The organism is Caballeronia arationis (assembly GCF_001544975.2).
GTDB classification, from domain to species: domain Bacteria; phylum Pseudomonadota; class Gammaproteobacteria; order Burkholderiales; family Burkholderiaceae; genus Caballeronia; species Caballeronia arationis.
This window is the reverse complement of the sequence record NZ_FCOG02000014.1, coordinates 116,147-141,178: the sequence shown is the minus strand read 5'-3', so window position 1 is coordinate 141,178 and position 25,032 is coordinate 116,147. Positions and strand designations below refer to the sequence as shown.

22 protein-coding genes are annotated in these 25,032 nt (G+C 65.6%); 11 read left to right on the top strand and 11 right to left on the bottom strand.

Translation table 11 applies throughout. The features are described 5' to 3' along the window. From AWB81_RS11380 to apbC, 5 genes are all read right to left on the bottom strand, one after another. Positions 1 to 218: transposase domain-containing protein (locus tag AWB81_RS11380; protein WP_235025760.1), on the bottom strand; the 218-nt coding region annotated here is incomplete at its 3' end. 134 nt (positions 219 to 352) lie between these two features. After that, a complete protein-coding gene (locus AWB81_RS11375) occupies positions 353 to 2,641 on the bottom strand; it encodes an arginine/lysine/ornithine decarboxylase (protein ID WP_062635249.1) in 2,289 nt (762 codons plus the stop codon). 122 nt (positions 2,642 to 2,763) lie between these two features. Further along, positions 2,764 to 3,333 (bottom strand): dCTP deaminase, encoded by a 570-nt coding sequence (gene dcd / locus AWB81_RS11370; RefSeq protein WP_062635247.1) that lies wholly within the window; start codon positions 3,331 to 3,333, stop codon positions 2,764 to 2,766. Between the two features lie 180 nt (positions 3,334 to 3,513). Further along, positions 3,514 to 4,050: a superoxide dismutase family protein gene (locus AWB81_RS11365; protein ID WP_062635245.1), complete on the bottom strand. Its 537-nt coding sequence runs from the start codon at positions 4,048 to 4,050 to the stop codon at positions 3,514 to 3,516. Positions 4,051 to 4,160: 110 nt separating this feature from the next. After that, positions 4,161 to 5,249: an iron-sulfur cluster carrier protein ApbC gene (gene apbC, locus AWB81_RS11360; RefSeq protein WP_062635244.1), complete on the bottom strand. Its 1,089-nt coding sequence runs from the start codon at positions 5,247 to 5,249 to the stop codon at positions 4,161 to 4,163. A gap of 264 nt (positions 5,250 to 5,513) precedes the next feature. Between apbC and AWB81_RS11355 the strand changes: the two genes are divergently transcribed. Next, positions 5,514 to 6,170, top strand: coding sequence for a YiaD family glycine zipper/OmpA-like lipoprotein (locus AWB81_RS11355; RefSeq protein ID WP_062635242.1), 657 nt, complete (start codon positions 5,514 to 5,516; stop codon positions 6,168 to 6,170). 451 nt (positions 6,171 to 6,621) lie between these two features. Further along, a complete protein-coding gene (gene metG, locus AWB81_RS11350) occupies positions 6,622 to 8,772 on the top strand; it encodes a methionine--tRNA ligase (RefSeq protein ID WP_062635241.1) in 2,151 nt (716 codons plus the stop codon). 73 nt (positions 8,773 to 8,845) lie between these two features. Here the strand turns inward: metG and AWB81_RS11345 are convergent, their stop codons facing one another. Both AWB81_RS11345 and AWB81_RS11340 read right to left on the bottom strand, forming a co-directional pair. Further along, positions 8,846 to 12,736 carry a translocation/assembly module TamB domain-containing protein gene (locus AWB81_RS11345; protein WP_062635239.1) on the bottom strand — a complete coding sequence of 1,297 codons (3,891 nt, stop codon included), beginning with the start codon at positions 12,734 to 12,736 and terminating at the stop codon, positions 8,846 to 8,848. A 21-nt stretch (positions 12,737 to 12,757) separates the two neighbouring features. Further along, a complete protein-coding gene (locus tag AWB81_RS11340) occupies positions 12,758 to 14,482 on the bottom strand; it encodes an autotransporter assembly complex protein TamA (protein WP_087134896.1) in 1,725 nt (574 codons plus the stop codon). A 605-nt stretch (positions 14,483 to 15,087) separates the two neighbouring features. Here AWB81_RS11340 and AWB81_RS11335 point away from each other — a divergent pair. The 4 genes from AWB81_RS11335 to panD all read left to right on the top strand — a co-directional run bounded on the left by AWB81_RS11335 (position 15,088) and on the right by panD (position 17,493). Continuing rightward, positions 15,088 to 15,273, top strand: coding sequence for a DUF3460 family protein (locus tag AWB81_RS11335; RefSeq protein WP_062635237.1), 186 nt, complete (start codon positions 15,088 to 15,090; stop codon positions 15,271 to 15,273). Between the two features lie 128 nt (positions 15,274 to 15,401). Continuing rightward, on the top strand, positions 15,402 to 16,187 hold the full coding sequence (locus tag AWB81_RS11330) for a segregation and condensation protein A (protein WP_062635268.1): 786 nt from the start codon (positions 15,402 to 15,404) through the stop codon (positions 16,185 to 16,187). Between the two features lie 72 nt (positions 16,188 to 16,259). Further along, positions 16,260 to 17,093, top strand: coding sequence for a pantoate--beta-alanine ligase (gene panC, locus AWB81_RS11325; protein ID WP_062635235.1), 834 nt, complete (start codon positions 16,260 to 16,262; stop codon positions 17,091 to 17,093). A gap of 13 nt (positions 17,094 to 17,106) precedes the next feature. After that, a complete protein-coding gene (panD, locus tag AWB81_RS11320) occupies positions 17,107 to 17,493 on the top strand; it encodes an aspartate 1-decarboxylase (protein WP_062635233.1) in 387 nt (128 codons plus the stop codon). A gap of 27 nt (positions 17,494 to 17,520) precedes the next feature. Here panD and AWB81_RS11315 read toward each other — a convergent pair whose 3' ends face one another. Beyond that, positions 17,521 to 18,144: a ParA family protein gene (locus AWB81_RS11315; protein ID WP_062635231.1), complete on the bottom strand. Its 624-nt coding sequence runs from the start codon at positions 18,142 to 18,144 to the stop codon at positions 17,521 to 17,523. Positions 18,145 to 18,303: 159 nt separating this feature from the next. Here AWB81_RS11315 and AWB81_RS11310 point away from each other — a divergent pair, with 159 nt between their 5' ends. Next, positions 18,304 to 18,723: a PaaI family thioesterase gene (locus AWB81_RS11310; protein ID WP_062635229.1), complete on the top strand. Its 420-nt coding sequence runs from the start codon at positions 18,304 to 18,306 to the stop codon at positions 18,721 to 18,723. A gap of 57 nt (positions 18,724 to 18,780) precedes the next feature. Here the strand turns inward: AWB81_RS11310 and AWB81_RS11305 are convergent, their stop codons facing one another. Continuing rightward, the gene (locus AWB81_RS11305; protein ID WP_062635227.1) at positions 18,781 to 20,253 is read right to left on the bottom strand and encodes a cobyric acid synthase; all 1,473 of its coding nucleotides are present in this window, start codon (positions 20,251 to 20,253) and stop codon (positions 18,781 to 18,783) included. Between the two features lie 69 nt (positions 20,254 to 20,322). On the opposite strand from AWB81_RS11305, the gene cobU reads away from it, so the two are divergent. Genes cobU through AWB81_RS11285 form a run of 4 tightly spaced genes read left to right on the top strand, consistent with a single transcriptional unit; the run spans position 20,323 to position 23,714 of the window. Continuing rightward, positions 20,323 to 20,871: a bifunctional adenosylcobinamide kinase/adenosylcobinamide-phosphate guanylyltransferase gene (gene cobU / locus AWB81_RS11300; RefSeq protein ID WP_062635225.1), complete on the top strand. Its 549-nt coding sequence runs from the start codon at positions 20,323 to 20,325 to the stop codon at positions 20,869 to 20,871. Between the two features lie 5 nt (positions 20,872 to 20,876). After that, positions 20,877 to 21,818, top strand: a complete 942-nt coding sequence (gene cbiB / locus AWB81_RS11295) for an adenosylcobinamide-phosphate synthase CbiB (RefSeq protein ID WP_062635223.1) — start codon at positions 20,877 to 20,879, stop codon at positions 21,816 to 21,818. Beyond that, complete coding sequence (gene cobD / locus AWB81_RS11290) at positions 21,811 to 22,821, top strand: threonine-phosphate decarboxylase CobD (RefSeq protein ID WP_062635221.1); 1,011 nt, start codon at positions 21,811 to 21,813, stop codon at positions 22,819 to 22,821. Before cbiB ends, cobD begins: the two co-directional genes overlap by 8 nt. Next, the gene (locus AWB81_RS11285; RefSeq protein WP_062635219.1) at positions 22,818 to 23,714 is read left to right on the top strand and encodes a cobalamin-binding protein; all 897 of its coding nucleotides are present in this window, start codon (positions 22,818 to 22,820) and stop codon (positions 23,712 to 23,714) included. The genes cobD and AWB81_RS11285 overlap by 4 nt, the downstream gene beginning before the upstream one ends. Here AWB81_RS11285 and cobC read toward each other — a convergent pair whose 3' ends face one another. After that, positions 23,715 to 24,284, bottom strand: coding sequence for an alpha-ribazole phosphatase family protein (gene cobC, locus AWB81_RS11280; RefSeq protein ID WP_062635217.1), 570 nt, complete (start codon positions 24,282 to 24,284; stop codon positions 23,715 to 23,717). Continuing rightward, positions 24,269 to 25,030: an adenosylcobinamide-GDP ribazoletransferase gene (locus AWB81_RS11275; protein ID WP_062635214.1), complete on the bottom strand. Its 762-nt coding sequence runs from the start codon at positions 25,028 to 25,030 to the stop codon at positions 24,269 to 24,271. The genes cobC and AWB81_RS11275 overlap by 16 nt, the downstream gene beginning before the upstream one ends. Positions 25,031 to 25,032 lie beyond the last annotated feature (2 nt).

Sequence of the window (25,032 nt, the reverse complement as noted above, 5' to 3'; positions counted from 1 at the left end):
ACGTCGCCCTCAGGAAATTTAGCGTCCTGAAAAACCGAAAACCGATCTCTCTTGACACGGGAAGTCATATCAGCCGGTAGGCGACGGCGCCGGATACTCGCTGTGCCGGTCGCCTGGACCGCACGTTCGATCCACTCGTAGGGCAGATGTTCGGCCAACTGTCGCAGGTCGGCCGGCTGCTGCGCTTCGATCAGGTAGGTGAGGTGGCTGGCAAGCATCGCTCCGAAAAGTTAACAGCTCGGCGCAACGTTTACAACCACTTCCCGTACCAAAATTAAAATGCCGTCCAGTGCTTAACTGAACGGCATTAGCCCTCGCGGGCCGTTTTTTATTGCAGCATGTCAAGCGGACATCAATCCCGCACGCAATCCACGAAATACTCGATGCGCCCGTTGATCATCTCGCCCACCAGCCCGTGGATATCCGTATGGAACCCCGGGAAGCGCTCGTTGAACTCGCGCGCGAAGCGCAAATAATCGACGATAGTCCGGTTGAAACGCTCGCCCGGAATCAGGAGCGGAATGCCCGGCGGATATGGCGTCAGCAGGATGCTCGTCACGCGGCCTTCGAGTTCGTCGATCGGCACCCGGTCGATCTCGCGGTGCGCGAGCTTGGCGAACGCTTCGGACGGTTTCATCGCCGGCTCCATGCTCGACAGATACATCTCGGTGGTCAGGCGCGCGATGTTGTTCGCGCGATAGACGCTGTGAATCTGCTCGCACAGATCGCGCAGCCCGATGCGCTCGTACGACGGATGTTGCGCGATGAATTCCGGCAGCACGCGCCACAGCGGCTGGTTGTTGTCGTAGTCGTCCTTGAACTGCTGGAGTTCGGTGACCATCGAGTTCCAGCGACCCTTCGTGATGCCGATCGTGAACATGATGAAGAACGAGTAAAGCCCCGTCTTCTCGACGATGATGCCGTGCTCCGCCAGATATTTCGTCACGATCGCGGCCGGAATGCCGGTTTCGCCGAACTCGCCGTCCACGTCGAGCCCCGGCGTAATGATCGTCGCCTTGATCGGGTCGAGCATGTTGAAGCCTTCCGCGAGCGGCCCGAAGCCGTGCCAGCGGTCGTTCGGCTTCAGAATCCACTCCTCGCGGTCGCCGATGCCTTCCTCGGCCAGCGCCTCCGGGCCCCAGACCTTGAAGAACCAGTCGTCGCCGTATTCGGCATCGACCTTGCGCATCGCGCGGCGGAAATCGAGCGCCTCCGCGATCGATTCCTCCACCAGCGCCGTCCCGCCCGGCGGCTCCATCATCGCTGCGGCCACGTCGCACGACGCGATGATCGCGTACTGCGGGCTCGTCGATGTGTGCATCAGGTACGCCTCGTTGAAGCGATGGCGGTCGAAGGTGCTGTTCTCGCTGTCCTGCACGAGAATCTGCGACGCCTGCGAAATGCCCGCGAGCAGCTTGTGCGTCGAATGCGTCGCGAACACGAGCGCGCCCGTGCGCGGCCGGCCCGCGCCGATCGCGTGCATGTCCTGATAGAACGAGTGGAACTCGGCGTGCGGCAGCCACGCTTCGTCGAAGTGCAGCGTGTCGAGCAGGTCGCCGAGCAGGTCCTTGATCATCTCGACGTTGTAGATCACGCCGTCGTAGGTACTCTGAGTGATCGTCAGGATCCGCGGCTTGACCTTCGGATTCTTCGCAAGCGCCTCGCGCGCGAACGGATTCGCCTCGATCTTCTTGCGAATGTTCTCAGGCTTGAATTCGTCGCGCGGAATCGGGCCGATGAGGCCGAAGTGATTGCGCGTCGGCGTGAGGAACACGGGAATCGCGCCCGTCATCGTGATCGCGTGCAGGATCGACTTGTGGCAGTTGCGGTCGACGAGCACGATGTCGCCGGGCGCGACGGTCGCGTGCCAGACGATCTTGTTCGACGTCGACGTGCCATTGGTCACGAAAAACAGATGGTCCGCGCTGAAGATGCGCGCCGCATTGCGCTCGGACGCGGCGACCGGGCCGGTGTGATCGAGCAACTGGCCGAGTTCGTCGACGGCGTTACAGACGTCGGCGCGCAGCATGTTCTCGCCGAAGAACTGGTGGAACATCTGGCCGAGCGGATTCTTCAGGAACGCAACACCGCCCGAGTGCCCCGGGCAGTGCCACGAATACGAGCCCTCTTCCGCGTACTGCACGAGTTCCTTGAAGAACGGCGGCGCGAGCGAGTCGAGATAGACCTTCGCCTCGCGGATGATATGGCGCGCGACGAACTCCGGCGTGTCCTCGAACATGTGGATGAAACCGTGCAGCTCGCGCAGGATGTCGTTCGGCAGATGGCGCGAGGTGCGCGTCTCGCCGTACAGGAAGATCGGGATGTCGGCATTGCGGCGGCGCACGGCCGTGACGAACGCCCGCAGCGCGACGATCGCGGCCGCGAGTTCCGGCGTGTCGCCATCCGCGACCACGACGTTTTCCGCATACGGCAGCAATTCGTCGTCGTCGATCGACAGGATGAAGCACGACGCGCGGCTCGACTGCTGCGCGAACGACGTCAGGTCGCCGTAGCTTGTCAGGCCGAGGACTTCGGCGCCTTCGCGCTCGATCGCCTCGGCGAGTGCGCGGATTCCGGAACCCGAGATGTTCTCGGAGCGAAAGTCTTCGTCGATGATGACGACGGGAAAGCGGAACTTCATTGGGCGAATCTCCAAATGGAACGACCGCTGGCCGGGCGCTCGGTGCCCGATTCCAGCGGTCTTTCGTCAACCGGTGCGGGTTGGACTTCCGGTTCGACTTGCTTCACGGCGTTAGGTGCGGCTCAGGTTTTCGGCAGTGTCACGCCGTGCTGCCCCTGATACTTGCCGCCGCGATCCGCATACGACGTCTCGCAGACTTCGTCGCTCTCGAAGAAGAGCACCTGCGCCACGCCCTCGTTCGCATAGATCTTGGCAGGCAAAGGTGTCGTATTCGAGAATTCGAGCGTCACATAGCCTTCCCATTCGGGTTCGAACGGCGTCACGTTCACGATGATCCCGCAGCGCGCGTACGTCGACTTGCCGAGGCACACGGTCAGGCACGAGCGCGGAATGCGGAAATACTCGACCGTGCGGGCAAGCGCGAACGAATTCGGCGGAATGATGCAGACGTCGCCCTTGAAGTCGACGAACGACTTCTCATCGAAGTTCTTCGGATCGACGATGGTCGAATTGATGTTCGTGAAGATCTTGAATTCGTCGGCGACGCGGATGTCGTAGCCGTAGCTCGACGTGCCGTAGGAGACGATCTTGCGGCCGTCGTCGGCCACGCGCACCTGATCGCGCACGAACGGCTCGATCATCTTGTGCTCTTCGGCCATGCGCCGAATCCACTTGTCGGATTTGATGCTCATAAGGGACGCTACCAGCGGTGAGCGGCGCGGACACGAAATCCGGCGCCTTGCGTGAAACGGGGCATGGCCGGACGGCGCTTCGGGAAGTCAGAAGGCACTGCCGGACAAACGAAAGCGCGTATTTTACTTGAATGACGTGACGGCTCACCGCTCGCGGACAAGCGCGCCCGCGCGTGCGGATTATTGTCTGATGACGCCGCACGCAAGCGCGGGGCCGGCGCTGTGCGGGCCAATCACGTAGGGGTCGGAGGCGTCGCCATGCAGCAGGATCGCGCGCGACACCACGGAGCGCACGCCGTCGAGCGACACGTCGGTGGCCACGATGAAGCCGGTCGCCGCGCCGTTCGCGTCGGAGCGGATGTTGGCGAGATCGCCTTCGGCGCGTGAGCTCGACCGCTTGCGGTCGCCAGCCAGCGCGAAGACGGGGCCGGCGGCGTCGGGCTGGCTCGTGACGATGCAGTCGCCGCGCTCGTGCACCTGCAATGCGTGCTCGCTGTTCGGCGGCATGCCGGCGAGGTTATAGGAGATCTGGACGCCGTCCGCGCGTTCGATCAGCGTGACGGTGCCGCGCGTGGCGCTGCCGGGTGTGGGCAGAAGCGTCGCGTCGGCGCGCTTCTCGTGGTTCTGAAAAATGATGCCGCAGCCGGAGAGCAGGAGCGTGCTCGCCGCCATCGCGATCAAGGCGGCACACGACCGCCCGTCGAATCTCTGTCTCATGCGATCCTCTTGGCGGCCGCGCACGCCCCATGCATGCGCGCTGCCGCACCAATCGAAGGCAACATGATACCGCGAGCCGCACGGCGCTAGGCTCGCACTAGAGGGGTCGATCAGGTGTTCTGCACGACGATGCTGGGGAACTTGGACGTCATGTCGCGCTGACGCTCGGCGATGCCGATCGCCACCTTGCGCGCGATCGCCCGATAAGTCTCAGCGGCGCGGCTCGCCGGGTCGGACACAACGGTCGGCGCGCCCGCGTCGGTGCGCTCACGGATCGAGATGTCGAGCGGCAACTGGCCGAGGATTTCGACGCCGTATTCCTTCGCCATGCGCTCGCCGCCGCCTGCGCCGAAGATGTGCTCCTCGTGGCCGCAGTTCGAGCAGACGTGCGTGCTCATGTTCTCGACGATGCCGAGAATCGGAATGCCGACCTTTTCGAACATCTTGAGCCCCTTCTTTGCGTCGAGCAGTGCGATGTCCTGGGGGGTCGTGACGATCACGGCGCCTGTTACCGGCACCTTCTGAGAGAGCGTGAGCTGGATGTCGCCCGTGCCCGGCGGCATGTCCACGACGAGGTAGTCGAGGTCCTTCCAGTTGGTCTGGCGCAACAGCTGTTCGAGCGCGGAGGTGACCATCGGGCCGCGCCAGATCATCGGATTGTCCTGCTCGATCAGAAAGCCGATCGAATTGGCCTGGATGCCGTGGCCGACGAGCGGGTTCATCGACTGGTTGTCGGGCGACTCGGGGCGGCCGGTGATGCCGAGCATCATCGGCAGCGACGGGCCGTAGATGTCGGCGTCGAGCATGCCGACCGATGCGCCTTCCGCCGCGAGCGCGAGCGCGAGGTTCGCGGCCGTGGTGCTCTTGCCGACGCCGCCCTTGCCCGATGCCACCGCGATGATGTTCTTCACGTTCGGCAGCAGCTTCACGCCGCGCTGGACCGCGTGCGCGACCACTTGTGACGATACGTCCACCTGGACCTCGCCGACGCCCGCGACTTGCCGCAGCGCATCGCCGACCAGCGCGCGGACCGCCTCGAACTGCGACTTCGCCGGATAGCCCAGCACGACGCTCAACGAGACTTTCGAACCGTCGACCGCGATGTTGCGGAAGGCTTTGGCGTCCGCGAACTTGCGATTGGTGTTCGGATCGATCAAGGTAGCGAGTGCGGTGTCGATCTGGGCGCGGTCAATACTCATCGAAACTCCATGGAACTGTGGTTGCTGGCGCCAGGCGGCTGCGCAGGACAACGTGAGAAATTGAAAGGAATTGTTAAGTGCAGTTGCGCAGGACACGCCTGCATTGCACTATCCGACGCGGCAAATGGCCTGGAGCAGCGCCTGGTCCTGCGCAGGAGCCAGAATCTTATTGTAGTGTCTGCGGCGCGGGACCGCCGGAAGACCCCTCGGACCGCATGTCCGGGGTCGTCCGGATCGTTAGTTGATTACTGGAGAGAATTGAAAATGAATGCAAAATTGTTGACCCGTCTGTCCGTTTTCGCCGTGGCAGGCGCGCTCGTCGCGGGTTGCGCCTCGCAGCAGGGCACCAACACGGCGGTCGGCACGGGCGTCGGCGCGGCGACGGGCGCAGGTCTCGGCGCGATCTTCGGCGGCGGCAAGGGTGCGGCGATCGGCGCGGGCGTGGGCGCGGCGGTGGGCGGCATCACGGGCTACAACTGGCAGGCGATCAAGGGCAAGATTTCCGGCGACGCGAAGGGCACCGGCACGCAGGTCACCGAACAGCAGGATGGCTCGCTCAAGGTGAATATCCCGAACTCGATTTCCTTCGACACGAACAGCTACGCGATCAAGCCGTCGTTCGATCCGGTGCTCAATTCGGTGTCGCAGACGCTCACGCAGCATCCGGAGTTGATCGCGTCGGTCGTCGGCCATACCGACAACACCGGCCAGCCGGCTTACAACCAGACGCTGTCGCAGAATCGCGCCCAGAGCGTCACGCAGTATCTGGCCGGTCACGGCGTGGCGGCGCAACGCCTGTCGGCTCAGGGCATGGGCCAGAACCAGCCGATCGCGGACAACTCGACCGAAGCCGGCCGTGCGCAGAACCGTCGCGTGGAAATCTACCTGCGTGCGACGGCGCAGCCGGGCCAGGTTCAGTAAACGACTGATCTAAAAGGAGAAATGGGACGCGCCAGTGGCGTGAAGCGGCGCAGGTCAGGCGAATCGAAAAAAATTTGAAACTTGGCCGCGCGCCGCGTGTCTCTCATTACGGTGGGTGGCTGGCGATGCCGCCACCCGCCATTCTCCTCTTGTCGTTGTTGCTCCGGGGCCGATCATCAAGCCCCGGTTTTTTTTGGGCGCGTGGTTTTGAGCGAACCCGCTCTCACGCAATCGACACTTCCAGACGCCTTCCCAAGTTTGTCGAACGACGCTTCGAGGGATGTCGCGGATTCAGCGCGCGATCCATCTCCGTCATGTGCACGTCAAGGCGCAGCAGCGCTCCGCAGGCCGTCTGCCAACTGGCTGCCCCGTCCCGAACGCCCACCCCTGCTAGAATCGTGATTCCGTTTTTCACGCAATCACGTAACTCAACCCGCAGGCCCGCGTCTCTATGTCAGCACCGATCTCCGCCACCGCATCCGCCGCGGCTCCCGCCCAAGCCGGCCGCCGCCAGGTTCTCGTCACGTCCGCGCTTCCCTACGCGAACGGCCAGATTCATATCGGCCACATGGTCGAATACATTCAGACGGACATCTGGGTTCGGGCGCTGCGAATGCACGGTCACGAGGTTTACTACGTCGGCGCCGACGATACCCACGGCACGCCCGTCATGCTGCGCGCCGAGAAGGAAGGCATCACGCCGAAGGCGCTGATCGAGCGCGTCTGGAAGGAACACAAGCGCGATTTCGACAGCTTCGGCATCTCGTTCGACAACTACTATTCGACCGACGCCGAAGAAAACCGCCTGCTGTGCGAAAAGATCTACGGGGCGCTGAAGGAAGCCGGACTGATCGAAGCGCGCGACATCGAGCAGGCCTACGATCCCGTCAAGGAAATGTTCCTGCCGGACCGCTTCATCAAGGGCGAGTGCCCGAAATGCGGCGCGAAGGACCAGTACGGCGACAACTGCGAGGTCTGCGGCTCGACCTACCAGCCGACCGAGCTGATCAACCCGTATTCCGTGGTCTCGGGCGCGACGCCGATCAGGAAGACTTCGACGCACTACTTCTTCCGCCTCTCCGACCCGCGCTGCGAAGACTTCCTGCGCGGCTGGGTGAGCGGCCTCGCGCAGCCGGAAGCGACCAACAAGATGCGCGAATGGCTCGGCGACAAGGGCGAAGCCAAGCTCGCCGACTGGGACATCTCCCGCGACGCGCCCTACTTCGGCTTCGAGATTCCGGGCGCGCCGGGCAAGTACTTCTACGTCTGGGTCGATGCGCCGGTCGGCTACTACGCGAGCTTCAAGAAGCTGGCCGACGAGCGCGGCATCGACTTCGACGCGTGGGTGAAGCCTGATTCGACTGCCGAGCAGTATCACTTCATCGGCAAGGACATCCTGTATTTCCACACGCTCTTCTGGCCCGCGATGCTGCAGTTTTCCGGCCATCGCACGCCGACTAACGTGTTCGCGCACGGTTTCCTGACCGTCGACGGCGCGAAGATGTCGAAGTCGCGCGGCACGTTCATCACCGCACAAAGCGTGATAGACACCGGTATCAATCCGGAATGGCTGCGCTACTACTTCGCGGCGAAGCTGAACAACACAATGGAAGACATCGACCTGAACCTCGAGGACTTCCAGGCGCGCGTGAACAGCGATCTCGTCGGCAAGTACGTAAACATCGCAAGCCGCGCGGCGGGTTTCCTGATCAAGCGTTTCGATGGCCGCGTGCAGGACAGCGCGATGCATCATCCGCTCGTCGGCCAGTTGCGCACTGCGATTCCGACGATCGCGGCGCTATACGAGTCGCGCGAATACGGCCGTGCGCTGCGCACGACGATGGAACTCGCCGACGCCGTGAACCATTACGTCGATGCCGCGAAGCCCTGGGATCAGGCGAAGGACCCGGCGAATTCCGTCGCGTTGCATGAAACGTGCAGCGTGAGTCTGGAAGCGTTCCGCCTGCTGTCGCTGGCGTTGAAGCCGGTGCTGCCGAAGCTCGCGGAAGCGGTCGAGGCGTTCCTCGGCATCGCGCCGCTCGTCTGGTCCGATGCGGCGAACCCGCTCTCCTCCGAGCAGCCGATCAACGCCTACAAGCACCTGACGACGCGCGTCGATCCGAAGCAGATCGAGGCGTTGATCGCGGCGAATCGCGAGTCGCTGCAGCCGGGGCAGGAAGGCGCGGCGGCGGCTTCGGCTGCCTCCGCTGCTTCGAGCAAAGCGGCCAAAGCAGTGAAGTCGAAGGAGCCGGAAGCCGAAGGCACGATCTCTATCGACGATTTCGCCAAGGTCGATCTGCGGATCGCGAAGATCGTCGACTGCAAGGCGGTCGAGGGTTCCGACAAGCTGCTGCAACTGACGCTCGACGTCGGCGAGGAGAAGACGCGCAACGTGTTTTCCGGCATCAAGTCGGCGTATCAGCCGCAGGATCTGGTCGGCAAGCTGACCGTGATGGTCGTGAACCTGGCGCCGCGCAAGATGAAATTCGGCTTGTCGGAAGGCATGGTCCTGGCCGCGTCTGCCACGGACGAGAAAGCCGAGCCGGGCCTGTATATCCTCGAGCCGCACAGCGGCGCGAAGCCGGGGATGCGGGTGAAATAAGCGCTTCGCCGCGCGATGGACGAAGGGCACGCCGACAGCGTGCCCTTTTTTCATTCCACCGGCGCAACAGGCCTCACGGCCCACCTCTCCTCGACCACGAATCGAACCGCCGCGTATAAAGCAGATCGACGCCCTGGAACGTCCCGCCGTAAGCCGCCACCGACCAGAACCGCGACAGGTTGATCGTCGCCTTGATCGCGTTGCTCGCCGACTGCAAGCCCTGCTCGTACCCTATGACGAGCCGCTCGTTGATCGCCTTCGAAATCATCACGACCTGCGGATCGGTCAGCCCGACCTCGCTCGTCCCGATCGAAAACTCGTCGAGTCCGAAGGTCTGCGCGATCCGCTTGCCGCTCGCGCTGCCGAGCAGCGCTAGCGCGTTCGTCATCGCGCTCTGCTGGCCGAGGTTGTTGCCCTGATCCGTGCCGTGGCCAAAGAGCAGCCACGACAGCTTTTCGTTATCGGGCACGTTCGGCTCGGAGATCAGCTTCGCATTCGGCGACTGCACCGTGCCCGTCACCTGCACGCCGGCCTCGATTTCCTGGTTGCGCCGCATCGCGAGAATGTTGATGCCCGGATTCGCCACCGGCCCGTTGAACGTGAAGAAGCCGTTCTCGATATTGAGCTTGCGCCCGAACGCCGTGTACGTGGACCCCGGCGTCACGCGTACGTTGCCGATCGCGCGCAGCGGCATGTTCGGCGCGCTCATCGCCGTGATCGTGCCGGCGAGGCCCAGATCCGCGCCCGCGCCGCGAAAACGGAAGTTGCTGCCGAGGTCGATGTCGACGTTGGCGCGCGGCGCGAACTTCACCGGCTTGTCGGTGGTGGCGACGACCTGCTGGTTCCGGTCCTCGCCCTTGACGGTGCCGTCGGGCCGCACGATCACGACGTCGTCGCCGAGCGAGGGCGCCGACTTCTCCGGCAAGTCGAAGAGCGCGTGATCGACCTTGAACTTGCCGTCGATCATCATGCCGCCCAGCACGCCGCCATTCGCGATGCTCGCACTGCCCGAGAGCGACAGTTGCCGGTCGGGCGAGGCGAACAGTTCGAGCTTGTCCGCGATCACGCTCGCGGTCAGGTCCGGCTCATTCTGGTCGAGACGCACCTTGCCGGTCGCGCGCAGCGTGCCGCTCGCGCCGTGGAACTCGACCTGCTGCATGTCGACGAGATTCTCCGAGAGCGCGATACGAATCACGCCGTCCTTCAACTGGATGCCCTGGCCGACGAGCGTCGCCGAAAGCTCGTCGCCGGTCAGCATGCCCGACAGGTTCGGTTTCGCGACGATCCCCGCGATCGTCAGCTTGAGCGCCATGCGTCCGCCGAGAAGGTACGTCGGGCCGAGCAGGCCGCCCGTCGTGCGCATTTGGGGAATGTTCGCGTCGATGGCGCCCGTGAGCGGCGATTCGTCGGCCACCGTCAAGATGCCGTCGCGCACGACGAGCGGCGTGTGCACGTTCGCATCGATCGTGCCGATGCGGTTCGCCTGCGCGCGAAACGTCGCGTTCAGGCGATTGCCTTCGGTGAAGTCGGCGCGCGCGGCGATATCGGTGATGCCGAGCGCCGCCACGCCGCGCACCGCGTCGATCGACACGTCGCCGGAGCGGCGCTTGACCTGCACGTAGCCGGTGGCGGTGGTGCCGAGCGAGAAGTTCCAGTCGCCGTCGAACACGAGATCGCTTCTTACGGGCGGCTCGGCGCCCGTCAGTTCCTGGCGGATTTCGAGAATGCGCGCGACCGACACGTTCGCGAGCGTCCCCGCCGACTGCATGCGCCCGCCTTCGAACGCAAACGACTTCAGGTCTAGCACGGCGCCCTCGGCCGAGAGCCGCGTCGAGCCGAGCACGGTGCGACTGGGCGCGTAGCTCACCGAAAGCGGCGATTCGAGATTCACCGCGGGCGTGCCCTTGTTCGTGAACCGCGTGACCGTGCCGTCCCAGTGCGGGCCGTCGCGGGCGTCGACGAGCGTGCCGTTCGCCGCGAGCGTTAGGTTGACCGCCTCGCCGCGCACCTTGCCGGTCGCGCTGGCGTCGAGCTTGTGGTTCGCGCGCGTGCCGGTAAGGCTGGCATCGAGCGTCGCGAGTTCGACGCCTTCGGTCTCGAAATCGCGCGCCTTTGTAGTAAAGACGAGCGCGCCGTTCGCGCCGTCGCGCAATTCCGCGCGTCCTTCCGCGTGGCCGAGGCGGTTCGGGCCGAACACGACGCCGTCGGCTTCGTAGTTCGCCGCGACGTTCGGATGCGCGAACGAGCCGGTCAGGTCGCCGTCGGCCTTCACCAGCCCGGCCAGGCCGAAGCCGAGGCGTTCGAGCGCGGGCGCATCGATGCGAAACCGCAGACGGTCGCCGGGCGCGCCGAAACTGCCGTTCAGATCGACGTCGTTGCCCGCCACCGAGAGCTTCGCCGTGCTCGGCAGGATCCGCGTGCCCGCGACCTGCACGGTGCCCGCGCCTGTCAGCGGCAGATTGTCGTAGACGCTCTCGCCGAGCTTGAACTGCGCTTTCGTGGTGAGCGTCGGGGCGAGCACACCCGTCGCGGAAAGCGTGCCGTTCACGCGCGCCTCGATCGTGCGCGCGGGCGGCGCGGCCTTGACCTTGCCCTTCCCCTTGGCCGGCGCGGCGGGCTTCTGCTCCACGAGCAGCAGCGGATTGAATTCGACGAGCGTCGCCTTCAGATCGTAGCTCGAATTGGCGTCCTTCTTGAGCGCGCCATTCAGTTCGACGCGGCCCTTGCCCACGGTCAGCTTCACGCCTTCGAACGCGGTCTGCTTTGCGTCGAGCTTCACCTTGCCCTGCGCGCGGATCGCGGCCTTCTGGTCGTTCAGGTCGAGCGTGACGGTCTGCGTGTCGCCGGCGAGCGTGACGCCGATCGGCCCGGCGAACTGCGTTGGCCGGATGCTTGACGAGATCGCGTTCAGATCGAGTTTCGCGACTTTCAGGTCGAACTGTCCGCGATTGCCCGCGAGCTTTCCGCCGCCCGTGACCGTCGCATCCTTCACGAGCCGCACGGACAAATCGGAGATGGTTTGCGCCGACGCGTCGAGCCGCACGTTCGCGTGGGCGTCGATGAGCGGGAGCAGCTTGTCGTCGATGGAACCCGGTTTCGCGTTGACGACCGACACCGGCCCGGTCACGACGAGCGAACCCGGCTTGTCCGGCTCGGCGGGCTTCACTTCGGCGCGCACCGCGAGATCGGCGAACGGCGCGCCCGGATTGAATGCCTGCGGGTTCACGTGATCGACGGTGATGATGGCGTTTTTCAGCGGCACTTCGTTGAACGGCGTCGCTTCGACGTGCGCGTTGCCGTTCAGCTTCATGCCGCTCGCCTGGACGTCCGCGAGGAGCGTCTCCAACGACCCGCCGAGATGCGCGCCGACCTGCACGGCCTCGCCGTTGACCTTGCCCGAGTAGCCGGCGTCGCCCGAAAGCGGAAACGGCCGGGCGCCGCCGTCCAGCTTCACCGCCGCCGTGACGCCGCCGAAGGGCGTATCGAGCCGCTCGACGCTCGCCTCGTGATGACGGCCGTCGCTGCGTCCGTGGAACAGCAGGCGCGAGAATTCAGTCGTCGTCGCGCCCTGGTGCAGGCGCAGCTTTGCGACGCTCAAATCGCGGATCGTCAGTTGGATCGGCAGGCGCAGGTCCTTCGGCAGTTCGGTCTTCGTGGTTTCCTTCGGCGATGGCGCGATGCGCGCGTCGATCGTCCCGATGTGCAGATAGTCGATCGTGAAGCGCCACGGCTCGCGCGTCAGCTCCCAGCGGCCCGAGGCGCTGTCGACCGCGATGTCGGTGCCGTAGAAGATCAGCCCAATCCCGAGCGCGAGACAAAGCGCGAGCGCGAGCACAATCCCGCCGAGCCACTTCGCGAGCCGCCGCCAGCCGCCGCGGCGGCGCGGCGGCCTGGCGTCGGGCGTGCCGGCGTCCCCGTTGCTGCCGGGTTCGTCTGCGTTCGCTGGGTTGGTCGGTTCAGTCATGCGTGGTGGATTAAAAAAAAATCAGAAGGCGATGCCGAGCGTCAGATAAGGCTTGACGCTCTTGTTCTTGAAACCGTACGCCAGGTCGATGTTCACCGGCCCGACCGGGCTGCGCCAGCGCACGCCGAGGCCCGCGCCCGGCTGGAAGACGCGCTCGCTCCAGGTGTCGGTGGCGGTGCCGATGTCGAAGAATGCCGCGCCGCCCCAGTCACGCGTGAACCAGTGCTGGTATTCGGTGCTGCCCGTGACGAGATACTTGGTCGGCAGGATCGAACCGTCGACGTCGTTACCGATGCTTTGATAGCTGTAGCCGCGCACCGAGTTCGAGCCGCCCGCGCGAAACAGCAGCGACGCCGGAATGCTGTTGGTCGGGCCGCTCGTGAACACGCCGCCGAACTCCGCGCGGAACACGAAGAGATCGCGCTTCGAGATCGGCACGTACTGCAGCAGGTTTGTGTAGAGCCGCCCGAAAGTCTGCTCGGTCGCCACGCCCTTGATCGCGAAACCCGCCTCAGCGCGGATCAGGTTGCCGCTCCTCGGGAACAGCGGATCGTCGACGTTGCGGCGGATCCACTGCCACGCCGGCACGAGCGCGCGCGCATTCGACGGGTTCGGCGCGTTCTGCGTCAGGCGGTCGTCGTAGAAGATCAGCGAATAGGTTGTGTCGATGTTCTGCGTCGAGCGCGAGCGCTGCACGCCCAGGCGCGCGCTGTAGATGCGCGTGTCCGACACGTTCGTGTTCGTGTACGACGCGAGCACGCTGTTCACCCAGCCGCGTGTGCTCGGCGGCATCGCGAGCGTCACCTGTCCGTACTGCTGCGTCCCGTCGAGCCGACCGGAGACCGTGAACGGATAGGCCGCGCCGAAGGTGTCGAGATAGCTGTACGAACCCTGGATGTGCGGGCCCGTATCGGTCGCATAGCCGACGCCGTAGCGCACGCTGTTGTACGGATACTCGCTGACCTTCAGGTGGATCGGCGTGCGATCGGGCTTGTTCACGTCGTTGTCGGCGTCGATCGCGACGCTCGCGTAGTACGGCGTGTTCTGCAACTGGCGCTGCAGCTCGTTCACGCGCGCGACGTCGTAGATGTCGCCGGGATGGATCGGGTCGACATTGTGGATGATCTGTTCCGGATAACGGCGCACACCGCTCACGTCGAGATCGCCGAAGGTGAAGGTCGGGCCGCTGTCGAACACCACCGACAAATCGACGATATGCGTGCGCGGATTCACCCGTGCCTGCGAGCGCGCGATTTTCGCTCCCAGATAGCGGCGCGCCTGCAGCGCCTTGAGCGACGCGTTCTTGGCGTCGTCCCACGCGCTCTCCGAGAACGGATCGCCCTCCTTCACCGAGAAGGCGAAGCGCGCGGCGTTCTCCCGCGCGCGGTCTTCCGTCGTCACGGCGCCCTTGAACGTCAGGTTGACCGAGGCGACCGTTGTCTGCGGCCCGGGATCGACGCTCACCGTGACCGATTTCTTGTCGTGGGCCATCTTGACGTCGGTGCGCACGACCGGCGTGAAATAACCCTCGGTCGCGACCAGATCGCGCACCGACTGCGGCGCCGCAGTGACGAGGAACTCGAACTGGTCCTCGCTGATGTCGTCGCGTTTCGCAAAGCGCGACAAATCGAGATGGTCCTTCAGCAGGGAGCGCACGCTGCGCGGCGCCTCGATATCGACGTCGTATTTTGCGTAGGCCGGATGGGCGGCAGCGAGGAGAATCAGCGGCAGCAGCGCGCCGCGCATGCGCGCCGCAGCCGACTGGTGGCGGCGTGCCGGCGCGGCGGACCGTCGCCAGTCGGCTGTGGCGCGCGGGTTGCGCAGCGGATCGAACAGGCCAAACGGGCGCCCCGCCAAACGTGACCTCCGGCGTTGGGATGGTTATCGAGAAAATGAATCGCGGAACAGATTCGTCGGATTGCTCCGGCGGCCGGCTGCCCGCGGGGCCCGGATATCGACGGGCCATACGCTGCAACCGCGTGGCGCAGGCGCTATTTCACCACATCGGTAAGACCTGCCGTCCTAAAACCGACACGGCCAGAAGCCACGACAGGCCGCGCCGCCGCCTGCAAGGCGCCGGAAAGGTCAGCCGACATGCAGGCCGTGCGCCTTTGGACGGTTCGCCCCGTCGCTTGTTCCGCGCATGCCGCATTCCGCGCGACATCCTTTTTGAGCGTGATCCGATAGACCGTTCGGCGAATCATGCCGTCTGTCCCGCCGATATCGAACCGCAGCGAGTCGCTTGCGGTAAAATTGCGAAGACATCGCGCCGGTCCTGACGCTACAACGGGGCCGCCGCCACCCGGACGCAACGCCCCCGGCCCCACGCGGACCTTAACGGAAGTCGAACCATGTACCAGTCGGACATCACCCAGTTCATCAATCAGCTGAAAGCGCAGAAGCCGTCACTGGAAGAAGAACAGCGCCGCGGCCGCGCGCTCCTGTGGGACAAGCAGCCCATCGACCTCGACGAGCGCTCGAAACAGCAAACCTCCCGCGTGCAACAGACGCCCTACGTCTACTACCAGAACTTCTGAACGTGAGTTCCGCCCGCGAGGCGCAGCCGGCGACGGAACCGCCTCACCCGGACGCGCGCCACGGACATGCGCGCGATGAGCGCGCAGAAGCGCTCGCCACGCCCGCCACCGACTCGACGCCCGACACCATCGACGGCGTCGCTTTCGCGCATCTGTACGGCGAGCCGCTCTGGAAGCTGCCGACGGATCTCTACATTCCGCCGGACGCGCTCGAAGTCTTTCTGGAAGCGTTCGAAGGTCCGCTCGACCTTTTGCTGTACCTGATCCGCAAGCAGAACTTCAACGTCCTCGACATTCCGATGGCGGACGTCACCGCGCAATATCTCGGCTACGTCGAGCAGATTCGCGAGTCGAATCTGGAGCTTGCTGCGGAATATCTACTGATGGCGGCGATGCTGATCGAGATCAAGTCGCGCATGCTGCTGCCGGTGAAGAAGGCGGACACCGGCGAGGACGCGGAGGATCCGCGCGCCGAACTCGTGCGGCGCCTGCTCGAATACGAGCAGATGAAGCTCGCGGCGATGAGGCTCGACCAGTTGCCGCAGCTCGGGCGCGACTTCCTGCGCGCCGAAGTCTATATCGAGCAGGCGCAGACGCAGCGCTTCCCCGACGTCGAGGTCGCCGACCTGCGCGCCGCCTGGGCCGACGTCATCAAGCGCGCGAAGCTCGTGCAGCATCACAAGATCTCGCGCGAAGAGCTTTCGGTGCGCGAGCACATGAGCGTGATTTTGCGGCGTCTGCAAGACACCCGCTTCATGGAATTCTCCGAGCTCTTCGACACCTCGCGCGGCGTGCCCGTCGTCGTGGTGAATTTCATTGCGATGCTCGAACTGTCGCGCGAGTCGCTGATCGAGATCACCCAGGCCGAGCCGTATGCGCCGATCTACGTGAGACTCGCCTATTCGCCTGCATGAGCGCCTTTGCGCCTCCAATAAACCTTGTGCCCCGGAAGAGCCTTCGCGGGCAAACCAGGAGACACCTGCCCGATGAAAGTCATCAGCTCGATCCATGAACTGCGCGACCAGATGCGCGGCCAGAACCGAACCGCCTTCGTCCCGACGATGGGCAATCTTCACGACGGCCATCTCTCACTGATGCGGCTCGCGCGCCAGCACGGCGATCCGGTCGTCGCGAGCATTTTCGTGAACCGCCTGCAGTTCGGCCCGAATGAAGATTTCGAGAAATATCCGCGCACGCTCGAAGCCGACATCGACAAGCTGCAGAAGGAAAACGTCTACGTGCTCTTCGCGCCGACGGAAAAGGAACTGTATCCGCAGCCGCAGGAATATCGTGTGCATCCGCCGCACGATCTCGGCGACATCCTCGAAGGCGAGTTCCGCCCGGGATTCTTCCAGGGCGTGTGCACGGTCGTGATGAAGCTGATGTCGTGCGTGCAGCCGCGTGTCGCCGTGTTCGGAAAGAAGGATTACCAGCAGTTGATGATCGTGCGCCAGATGTGCGACCAGTTCGCGCTGCCGACCGAAGTGATCGCCGCCGAAACCGTGCGCGACGCCGACGGCCTCGCGCTCAGCTCGCGCAACCGCTTTCTCTCGCCCGACGAGCGCGCCGAAGCGCCGGCGCTGGCCGCCGCGCTCAACCGCGTGCGCGATGCGGTGCTCGCCGGCAATCGCGATTTCGCGTCAGTCGAGAAGGACGCGATGGATTCGCTCGCCGTGCGCGGCTGGAAGCCTGACTACATCGCCGTGCGCAAGCGCTCGAACCTGCTACCGCCCGGCGCCGCCGACGCGGACGCGCCGCTCGTCGTGCTGGCCGCGGCGAAGCTCGGCGCGACACGCCTCATCGACAATCTGGAAATCTGAGAGAGACGAAGACATGCTGCGAACCCTGCTGAAATCGAAGATTCACCGCGCGACCGTCACGCATTGCGAATTGCATTACGAAGGCTCGTGCGCCATCGACGAAAACCTGCTCGAAGCGGCCAATCTGGTCGAAAACGAGCAGATCGACATCTGGAACGTGAACAACGGCGAACGCCTGACGACCTACGCGATCAAGGGCGAGCGCGGCAGCGGCATGATTTCGCTGAACGGCTCGGCGGCGCGCCGCGCGCAACTGGGCGATCTGGTGATCATCGCGGCGTTCGCGCAGGTGGACGAGGCGGAACTGAAGGCGGGCTGGAAGCCGGATCTCGTATTCGTCGACGAGAACAACCGCATCAAGGGCAGCCGCGACCACGTTCCCACGCAGAACTGGACCTGAGCGCGCGGGTGTGCGGGAGGCGTTTGCTTAACGCCCCGCCCACTCGACGATCGGCTGCCACTGTTCCAGATCCTTCTCCACGCGGCTTTTCGCGACGTCCCATATCGTGAGCCCGTGCGCCGCCAGTTGCACGTAATTCTGCGTGTCGCGCAAAAATCCCAGCACCGGCAGATCGAGCCCTTCGACAAACCGGTGCAGCTGTTCGGCCGAGCGCGTACGCGCATCGACGCGCATTCCCACCACGCCGATTTCGATCGCGCCCTTTCGCACCGCCTTTTCCTTCGACAATTTCTGCAGGAAATCCTGCGTCGCGAGAATATCGAACATCGACGGCTGGAGCGGCACGATCACCTTGTCCGCCAGTTCGAGCGCCAGCGCGAGCCGGTTGCCGTGAACCCCGGCAGGCGTATCCACGACCGCTTTCTCCAGACCTTTCGGCGGCTTCGCGGGCGCATCGACATCCAGCTGCCATTCTTCGATTTTCGTCAGCGTGTCCGGCCGCAAGGTGAGCCACGCGTGAGCGGAGCGCTGCTTGTCGAGGTCCGCGAGCGCGACCCACTCGCCGTTCGCCGCGAAATACCCCGCCAGATTGGTCGCGAGCGTGCTCTTGCCGACGCCGCCCTTCGGATTCGCCACCACGATCACCGTCATGAAGTTTCCCGAGTGTTCTGACGGCCGGCGGCACCGCCCGGAACTGCTGCGATTCCGCCCGCCGGTTCGTTGTTTTGGAACCTGCAATGCGCGAGCCGTTGATATTATCGGTAAATCCGGCGCGACCGGAACATCTCCCGAACAGCCAATCTGCCTCCCATGACCACACTTCGCCCCGACGTCACTCTCGATTACCTGCGCAATCGCCAGCGCGGCTGCCTGCCGGAGCTGCTGGGCGTCGAACTCGTGTCGCTCGAGAGCGGCACGCTCGTCGGCGAACTGCCGATCCGGCCCGAGCTGCTCGCCCCGAACGGCTTCCTGCATGCGGCGAGCGTCATCGGCCTCGCGGATACCTGCTGCGGCTACGCGTGCATCGCGCATCTGCCCGAAGGCGCGAAGAATTTCACGACCGTCGAGCTGAAAAGCAACCACGTGGGAACGGCGCGCGAGGGCAGGATCATCGCGAGGGCGACGGCGGTGCACCTCGGCCGCAGCACGCACGTATGGGACGCGACGGTGACGAACGCCGACGGCAAGACCGTCGCGCTCTTTCGCTGCACGCAGATGATTCTGTATTGATCCAATGACGGGCGCAGGACGAGGCGCCGGTTTTTTCGCGCTCGCTCTCGGCGCGCGTCAGCCGAACGCCGCCGCGAGCTTGTCCAGATCGAGCGATTGGGCAAGCGTATCGGCGAGCCGGTCGATCGAGGCTTCGCGAAGGGCCGGATAGTCGAGCGCTTCCGCCCCTTCGATGCCCGCCCATTCGAGCAGTGCCGCGCACGCGTCGGGCGTGTCGAAGATGCCGTGCAGGTAGGTCGCAGCGATCTGGCCGTCTTCAGACACCGCGCCGTCCGGCCGCCCGCCGTCCAGCAGCACCGCGGGCCGCGCGAGCGCCGCTCCACTCGTGCGCCCCATGTGGATTTCGTAGCCGCGCACCGCGGCCGGCGTGTCGCCTAACGCGAGCCGCCCGCCGACGTTATCGAGCAGCTTGTGCGGCGTGAGCGTCGTCGACAGGTCGAGCAGGCCGAGCCCTTTCACCCGCCCCGCCGGACCCTCGATGCCGTCCGGATCGTCGATGTCGCGCCCGAGCATCTGCATGCCGCCGCAAATTCCGAGCACCTTGCCGCCATAGCGCAGATGCCGCTCGATCGCGCGATTCCAGCCGTTTTCACGCAGCCACGCGAGATCGCGCTGCACGCTCTTCGAGCCGGGCAGCACGATCAAGTCGGCCGGCGGCGGCGCCATTCCGGCCCGCACGTACTCGAAATCGACCTGTGGATGGACGCGCAGCGCGTCGAAATCCGTGTGATTGCTGATGCGCGGCAGCGCAGGCACGATCACCTTCAGCGCCCCGCGCGCGCCGCGCGTGTGGGACTCGCGCGGCAACATGTCCTCGGCGTCGAGCGTGAGGCCGTGGAGATACGGCACGACGCCCAGTACCGGCTTGCCCGTCTGCCCTTCGAGCCAGTCGAGCCCGGGCTGTAACAAGCTGATGTCGCCGCGAAACCGGTTGATGACGAAACCGCGAATCCGCGCGCGCTCGCTATCGGAGAGACACGCGAGCGTACCGACCAGATGCGCGAAGACGCCGCCGCGATCGATGTCCGCGACCAGCACGACCGGACAATCGACGCGCTCCGCAAAACCCATGTTCGCGATGTCGCGATCGCGCAGGTTCACTTCGGCGGGACTGCCCGCGCCTTCGACGATCACCGCGTCAAAGCCCGCCGTCAGGCGCCCATAGGACGCGAGCACGGCCTCGAACGCGACGCTCTTGTATTCGTGATAGGCCCGCGCATCGAGGTTCGCATGCGCGTGGCCGTGGATGATGACCTGCGCGCCGCGGTCGCTCGTCGGCTTGAGGAGCACGGGATTGAAGTCGATCCGGGCATCGACGCCGGCCGCGACCGCCTGCAACGCCTGGGCGCGACCGATCTCGCCGCCGTCGACGGTCACCGCGCTGTTGAGCGCCATGTTCTGCGGCTTGAACGGCGCGACGCGCACGCCGCCGCGCCGCGCGAGCCGGCAAAGGCCCGCGACGAGCGTGCTCTTGCCGGCATCGGACGTGGTGCCCTGGATCATCAGCGTGCCGTGCGGTGCGAAGTGCATGGGTCGGTTCTCGTATCAAGCGCTCGTTAAGGCGGGCCCGTTATCTTAGCCCGCCGTTACAATATCGCGATGACCTCATCTGCTCCATCGCGCGATCTCACCTTCGTGCTCGGCGGCGCGCGCTCGGGCAAGAGCGCGCACGCGGAGCGGCTCGCCATCGAAAGCGGCCTGCCCGTGACGTACGTCGCGACCGCGCATATCGGCGACGCGGAGTTCGAAGCACGCGTAGCGCTGCATCGCGAGCGGCGGCCCGCGCACTGGTCGCTCGTCGAGGCGCCGCTCGATCTCGCGGGCGCGCTCTGCTCGGCAGCGCGCGAGGGACACTGCGTGCTGATCGACTGCCTGACGCTGTGGCTCGCCAATCTGCTTTGTCCCGCCGAAGACACCGAAGCGCCCGCCTTACCCAGGCAGTCCCTGGACGCTTTCGATGCCGTCCTCGCCGAAGCTCCGGGCAGGATCATCGTCGTCAGCAACGAAATCGGCATGGGTGTCGTGCCGCTCGGCTCGGTGACGCGTCTTTACGTCGACGAACTCGGCCGCCTGAACCAGCGCGTGGCCGCCGCGAGCACCCGTGCGCTCCTGATGGCCGCGGGCCTGCCGCTCGTGCTCAAGGGCTAGGCGCGATGCTCGTCCTCTCCTTCTACGCCATGGCGATGCTCGCGATTGCGGGCGTCATCGTCGACCGGCTGATCGGCGAGCCGCGCACGCGCCATCCGCTCGTCGGCTTCGGCACGCTCGCGACGCGCCTCGAAGCACGCATGAACAGCGGTTTTCGCGCGCGTCCAGCGGGGATTCTCGCGTGGCTTGCAGCCGTCGTGCCGCCCGTCGCGATTGCGTGGCTGCTGGTGAGCGTGCTGCCGTTCACGCTTGCATGCATCGTCCACGTCGTGCTGCTATGGTTCGCACTCGGCGCGCGAAGCCTGCGCGACCATATCGCGCCCATCGCGCGCGCGCTCGGCCGCGGCGACCTCGACGAAGCGCGCACGCTCACCGCGCGCATCGTGTCGCGCGAGACCGCGAACGCCGACGAAGGCGCGCTGTCGCGGGCGGCGGTCGAATCCGCGCTGGAAAACGGCAACGACGCGATCTTCGGCGCGCTCTTCTGGTTCGCCGTCGCGGGCGGTCCGGGCGCGCTCGCGTTTCGCCTCGCCAACACGCTCGATGCGATGTGGGGCTACCGCACGCCGCGCTACCTGCGTTTCGGCTGGGCGGCCGCCCGCTTCGACGACGTACTCAACTTCGTTCCCGCGCGCCTCACGGCCGCGAGCTACGCGCTCCTTGGCGATACGCGCACGGCCTGGCACTGCTGGCGCACCCAGGCGCCATCGTGGGACAGCCCCAATGCGGGGCCCGTGATGGCGTCGGGCGCGGGCAGCCTGAACGTGCTGATCGGCGGCCCGGCGATCTATCACGGAACGCGGGAATCGCGTCCGGTGCTCGGCGCCGGGATGGCTGCGATGCCCGTGCACGTGGTCGCGGCATTGAAGCTCGTCGAGCGCTCGACGGTGCTGTGGCTCGCGCTTTTCCTCGTCGGCGCCTTCATCAGCGTGGGCGCGCATGTCTGAGCCGATCCGCCACGGCGGCAATCTGCGCGAAGCCGCGCGCCGCTACTCGATTCCGCTCGAAGACTGGCTCGACCTCTCGACCGGCATCAATCCGCTTGGCTTCCCGGTGCCGCCGGTGCCGCCCGACGCGTGGCGGCGTCTGCCCGAGGACGACGACGGTCTCGCCGAAACCGCCGCGCGCTATTACGGCGCAAAGGTGGCGCTGCCGGTTGCAGGAAGCCAGGCGGCGATTCGCGCCCTGCCGACGCTCCTCACGCGCGGCACGGCGGCGGTCGCACCCCTGACGTACGGCGAGTACGCGCCCGCCTTCGAGCGCGCGGGACATCGCGTCGTGCCGCTCGATGTGTCCGCGCACGAGTTGCCCTCGCAGGTCGATCACGCGATCGTCGCGAACCCGAACAACCCCACGGCCGAACGCATCCCGCGCGAAACGCTGCTGCGCTGGCATTCGCAACTCGCGAAACGCAACGGCACGCTGATCGTCGACGAAGCGTTCGCCGATGTCTTCGATCCTGCCGGTCCGCACGCGTCGCTGGCGAGCGAGACGGATCGCGAAGGTCTCGTCGTGCTGCGCTCGGTCGGCAAGTTCTTCGGTCTCGCGGGCATTCGCGCGGGCTTCGTGCTCGCCGCCGCGCCGTTGCGCGCCGCGCTCGCCGGGACGCTCGGCGCGTGGACGGTCAGCGGCCCGGCGCGTCACGCGGTCGAAGCCGCGTTCGCCGACCGCGCTTGGCAATGCGCGACGCGCGAGCGGCTTGCCGCCGACAGCGCGCGTCTCGCCGCGCTGATCGCGCAGCACGGTTTCGACGACGTGAAGTCGACGCCGCTCTTCGTCTGGTTTCAGACCGCCGATGCCGCGACGCTGCAACACGCGCTCGCCACGCACGGCATCTGGACGCGCCTTTTCGACCGCGCCGGCATGACGCCCAGCCTGCGCATCGGCTTGGCCGGCTCCGAGGGCGACTGGGCGCGCCTTTCGCGCGCGCTGGCGGAGATCCGCGCATGAGTGTGCGGCGCCTGGCGCTCTTCGTCGCGTTGGCTTGCTGCGGTCACGCTCACGCCGCGCTCACCGTCACCGACGACACCGGCGCCACCGTCACACTCGAAGCGCCCGCAAAGCGCGTTGTGAGCCTCGCGCCGCACGTCACGGAACTGCTCTTCGCGGCGGGCGGCGGCGCGCGCGTCGTCGGCGCGGTGACCTACAGCGATTACCCGCCCGAAGCGCAGTCGATTCCGCGCGTCGGCGACAACAAGGCGCTGGATCTCGAACGCATCGTCGCGATGAAGCCGGATTTGATCGTCGTGTGGCGGCATGGCAATGCGGCGCGTCAGACCGAGCGCCTGCGCGACCTGCACGTGCCGCTCTACTTCAGCGAGCCGAAGCATCTCGCCGACATCCCCGCGACCATCGACAAGCTCGGCGTCCTGCTCGGCACGAAAGAGGCCGCGACCGAAGCATCGAATGCGTTTCGCCGCGACATCGCACGGTTGCGCGCGCGGTATGCGAGCCGCCCGGCGGTCGGCGTGTTCTATCAGGTGTGGGACGATCCGCTGATGACGCTCAACGACGCGAATGTCTTCAGCGAAGTGATCGAAATGTGCGGCGGGCGCAACGTGTTCGCGGACCTCAAGCCGAACGTGCCGACGATCTCGACCGAAGCCGTGCTCGCGGCCAACCCCGAAGCGATCGTCACGGCGACCGTCGGCGCGACGCGCCCGGACCGTGCGTTGCCGGCATTCGATCGCTGGAAGAAGTGGCCTTCGATGACCGCGGTCGCGCGCGACAACCTCTTCGGCATCGACGGCGATCTGATCAACCGCCCGACACCGCGGCTCGCGCTCGGTGCGGCGCAACTCTGCGAAGACCTCGACGCGGCGCGCGGGCGGCGTCCAAAGTAATCACGCGTTCCAGCGCACGAGGAACCACTCGCCGCGCGTTCGCCTCAGCCACACGATGCCGCCGTGGTCGAGCGTCCATTGCAGCACGCTCGCCGGTCTTGCTTCGATAAGCCGCGCCGTCAGCACGCGAATCACGCCCGCATGCGTGACGACATGAACGGGCGCATCGCCGTCGCGACAAGTCTCGTCGAACCATCGGCCGACGCGCGCACTGAACTGCGCAAGACTCTCGCCGCCATGCGCACGCGCATGTTCGAGATCGCCGGCCCATGCATCGAGCAACGCGCGGTCGATGTCGTCCCACGCGCGACCTTCCCATGCGCCGAAATCGATTTCCATGAGACGTGGGTCCGCATGGGATGCGCCGAGCGCGTCAGCAAGCAACGCGCATCGTTGCAGCGGACTCGTATGCCATGCGCCGACGCACGCTGGCACCTTCAGCGCGCGCATCCGTTGATCGAGCACGCGCGCCGACCCGGCAACATCGTACGCGAGCGGCACATCGCTTTGACCGTAGCAAATGCCCGCATCGATGCCGACGGCGGGATGACGTATCAGGACGAGATCCATCCGAGTCCGATCAGGTAGATCGCCAGTTCGAAGAGTTGCTGCGCAAAGCCGAGGCAGTCGCCGGTATAGCCGCCGATGCGCCGCACGAAGTATCGGCCGATGAAAAAGCGCAGCGCGGCGAGCACCGCCAGCGTCAGGCAGCCGAGCCGCCAGTCGGGCCAGAAGAGCCACGGCAAGCCGCAGACCGACGCGAGCGCAAATGCCGTCGCGCTCATGCGTTGCGCTACGGGCTTCGCCTTGCCTTCGGCTCGCACGTAATCGAGCGTCAGCAGATAGCTGATCGCGAACGTGCGGCTCGCGGCATGTGCGGCGAGCATCAGCCACACGGCGCGCATGGGCGGCAACGCGGCAAGCGTCTGCCACTTCAGCGCGAGCGAGACGACCAGCGCGATCGCGCCGAACGCGCCGATACGCGAGTCATGCATGATGCGCAGCACGTCGTCGCGCGTGTAGCCGCCGCCGAACGCATCGACGCAATCGGCCAGGCCGTCTTCGTGGAAGGCGCCGGTCAGGACCAGCGTCGCCGCCATCGACAGCAGCACGGCGACACCCGCCGGAAACACGCGCAACGCCGCGAGATAAACCAGTACGGCAACGCCGCCGACCATCAGCCCGACGAGCGGAAAGTAGCGCGCCGCCGCGTTCAGATAATGCCGCTCGAAGCCGACCCAGCGCGGCACCGGCACGCGCGTGAAATAGCCGAGCGCGGTGAAGAAGTAGCGCAGTTCGTCGAGCGGCCGGAGCATGG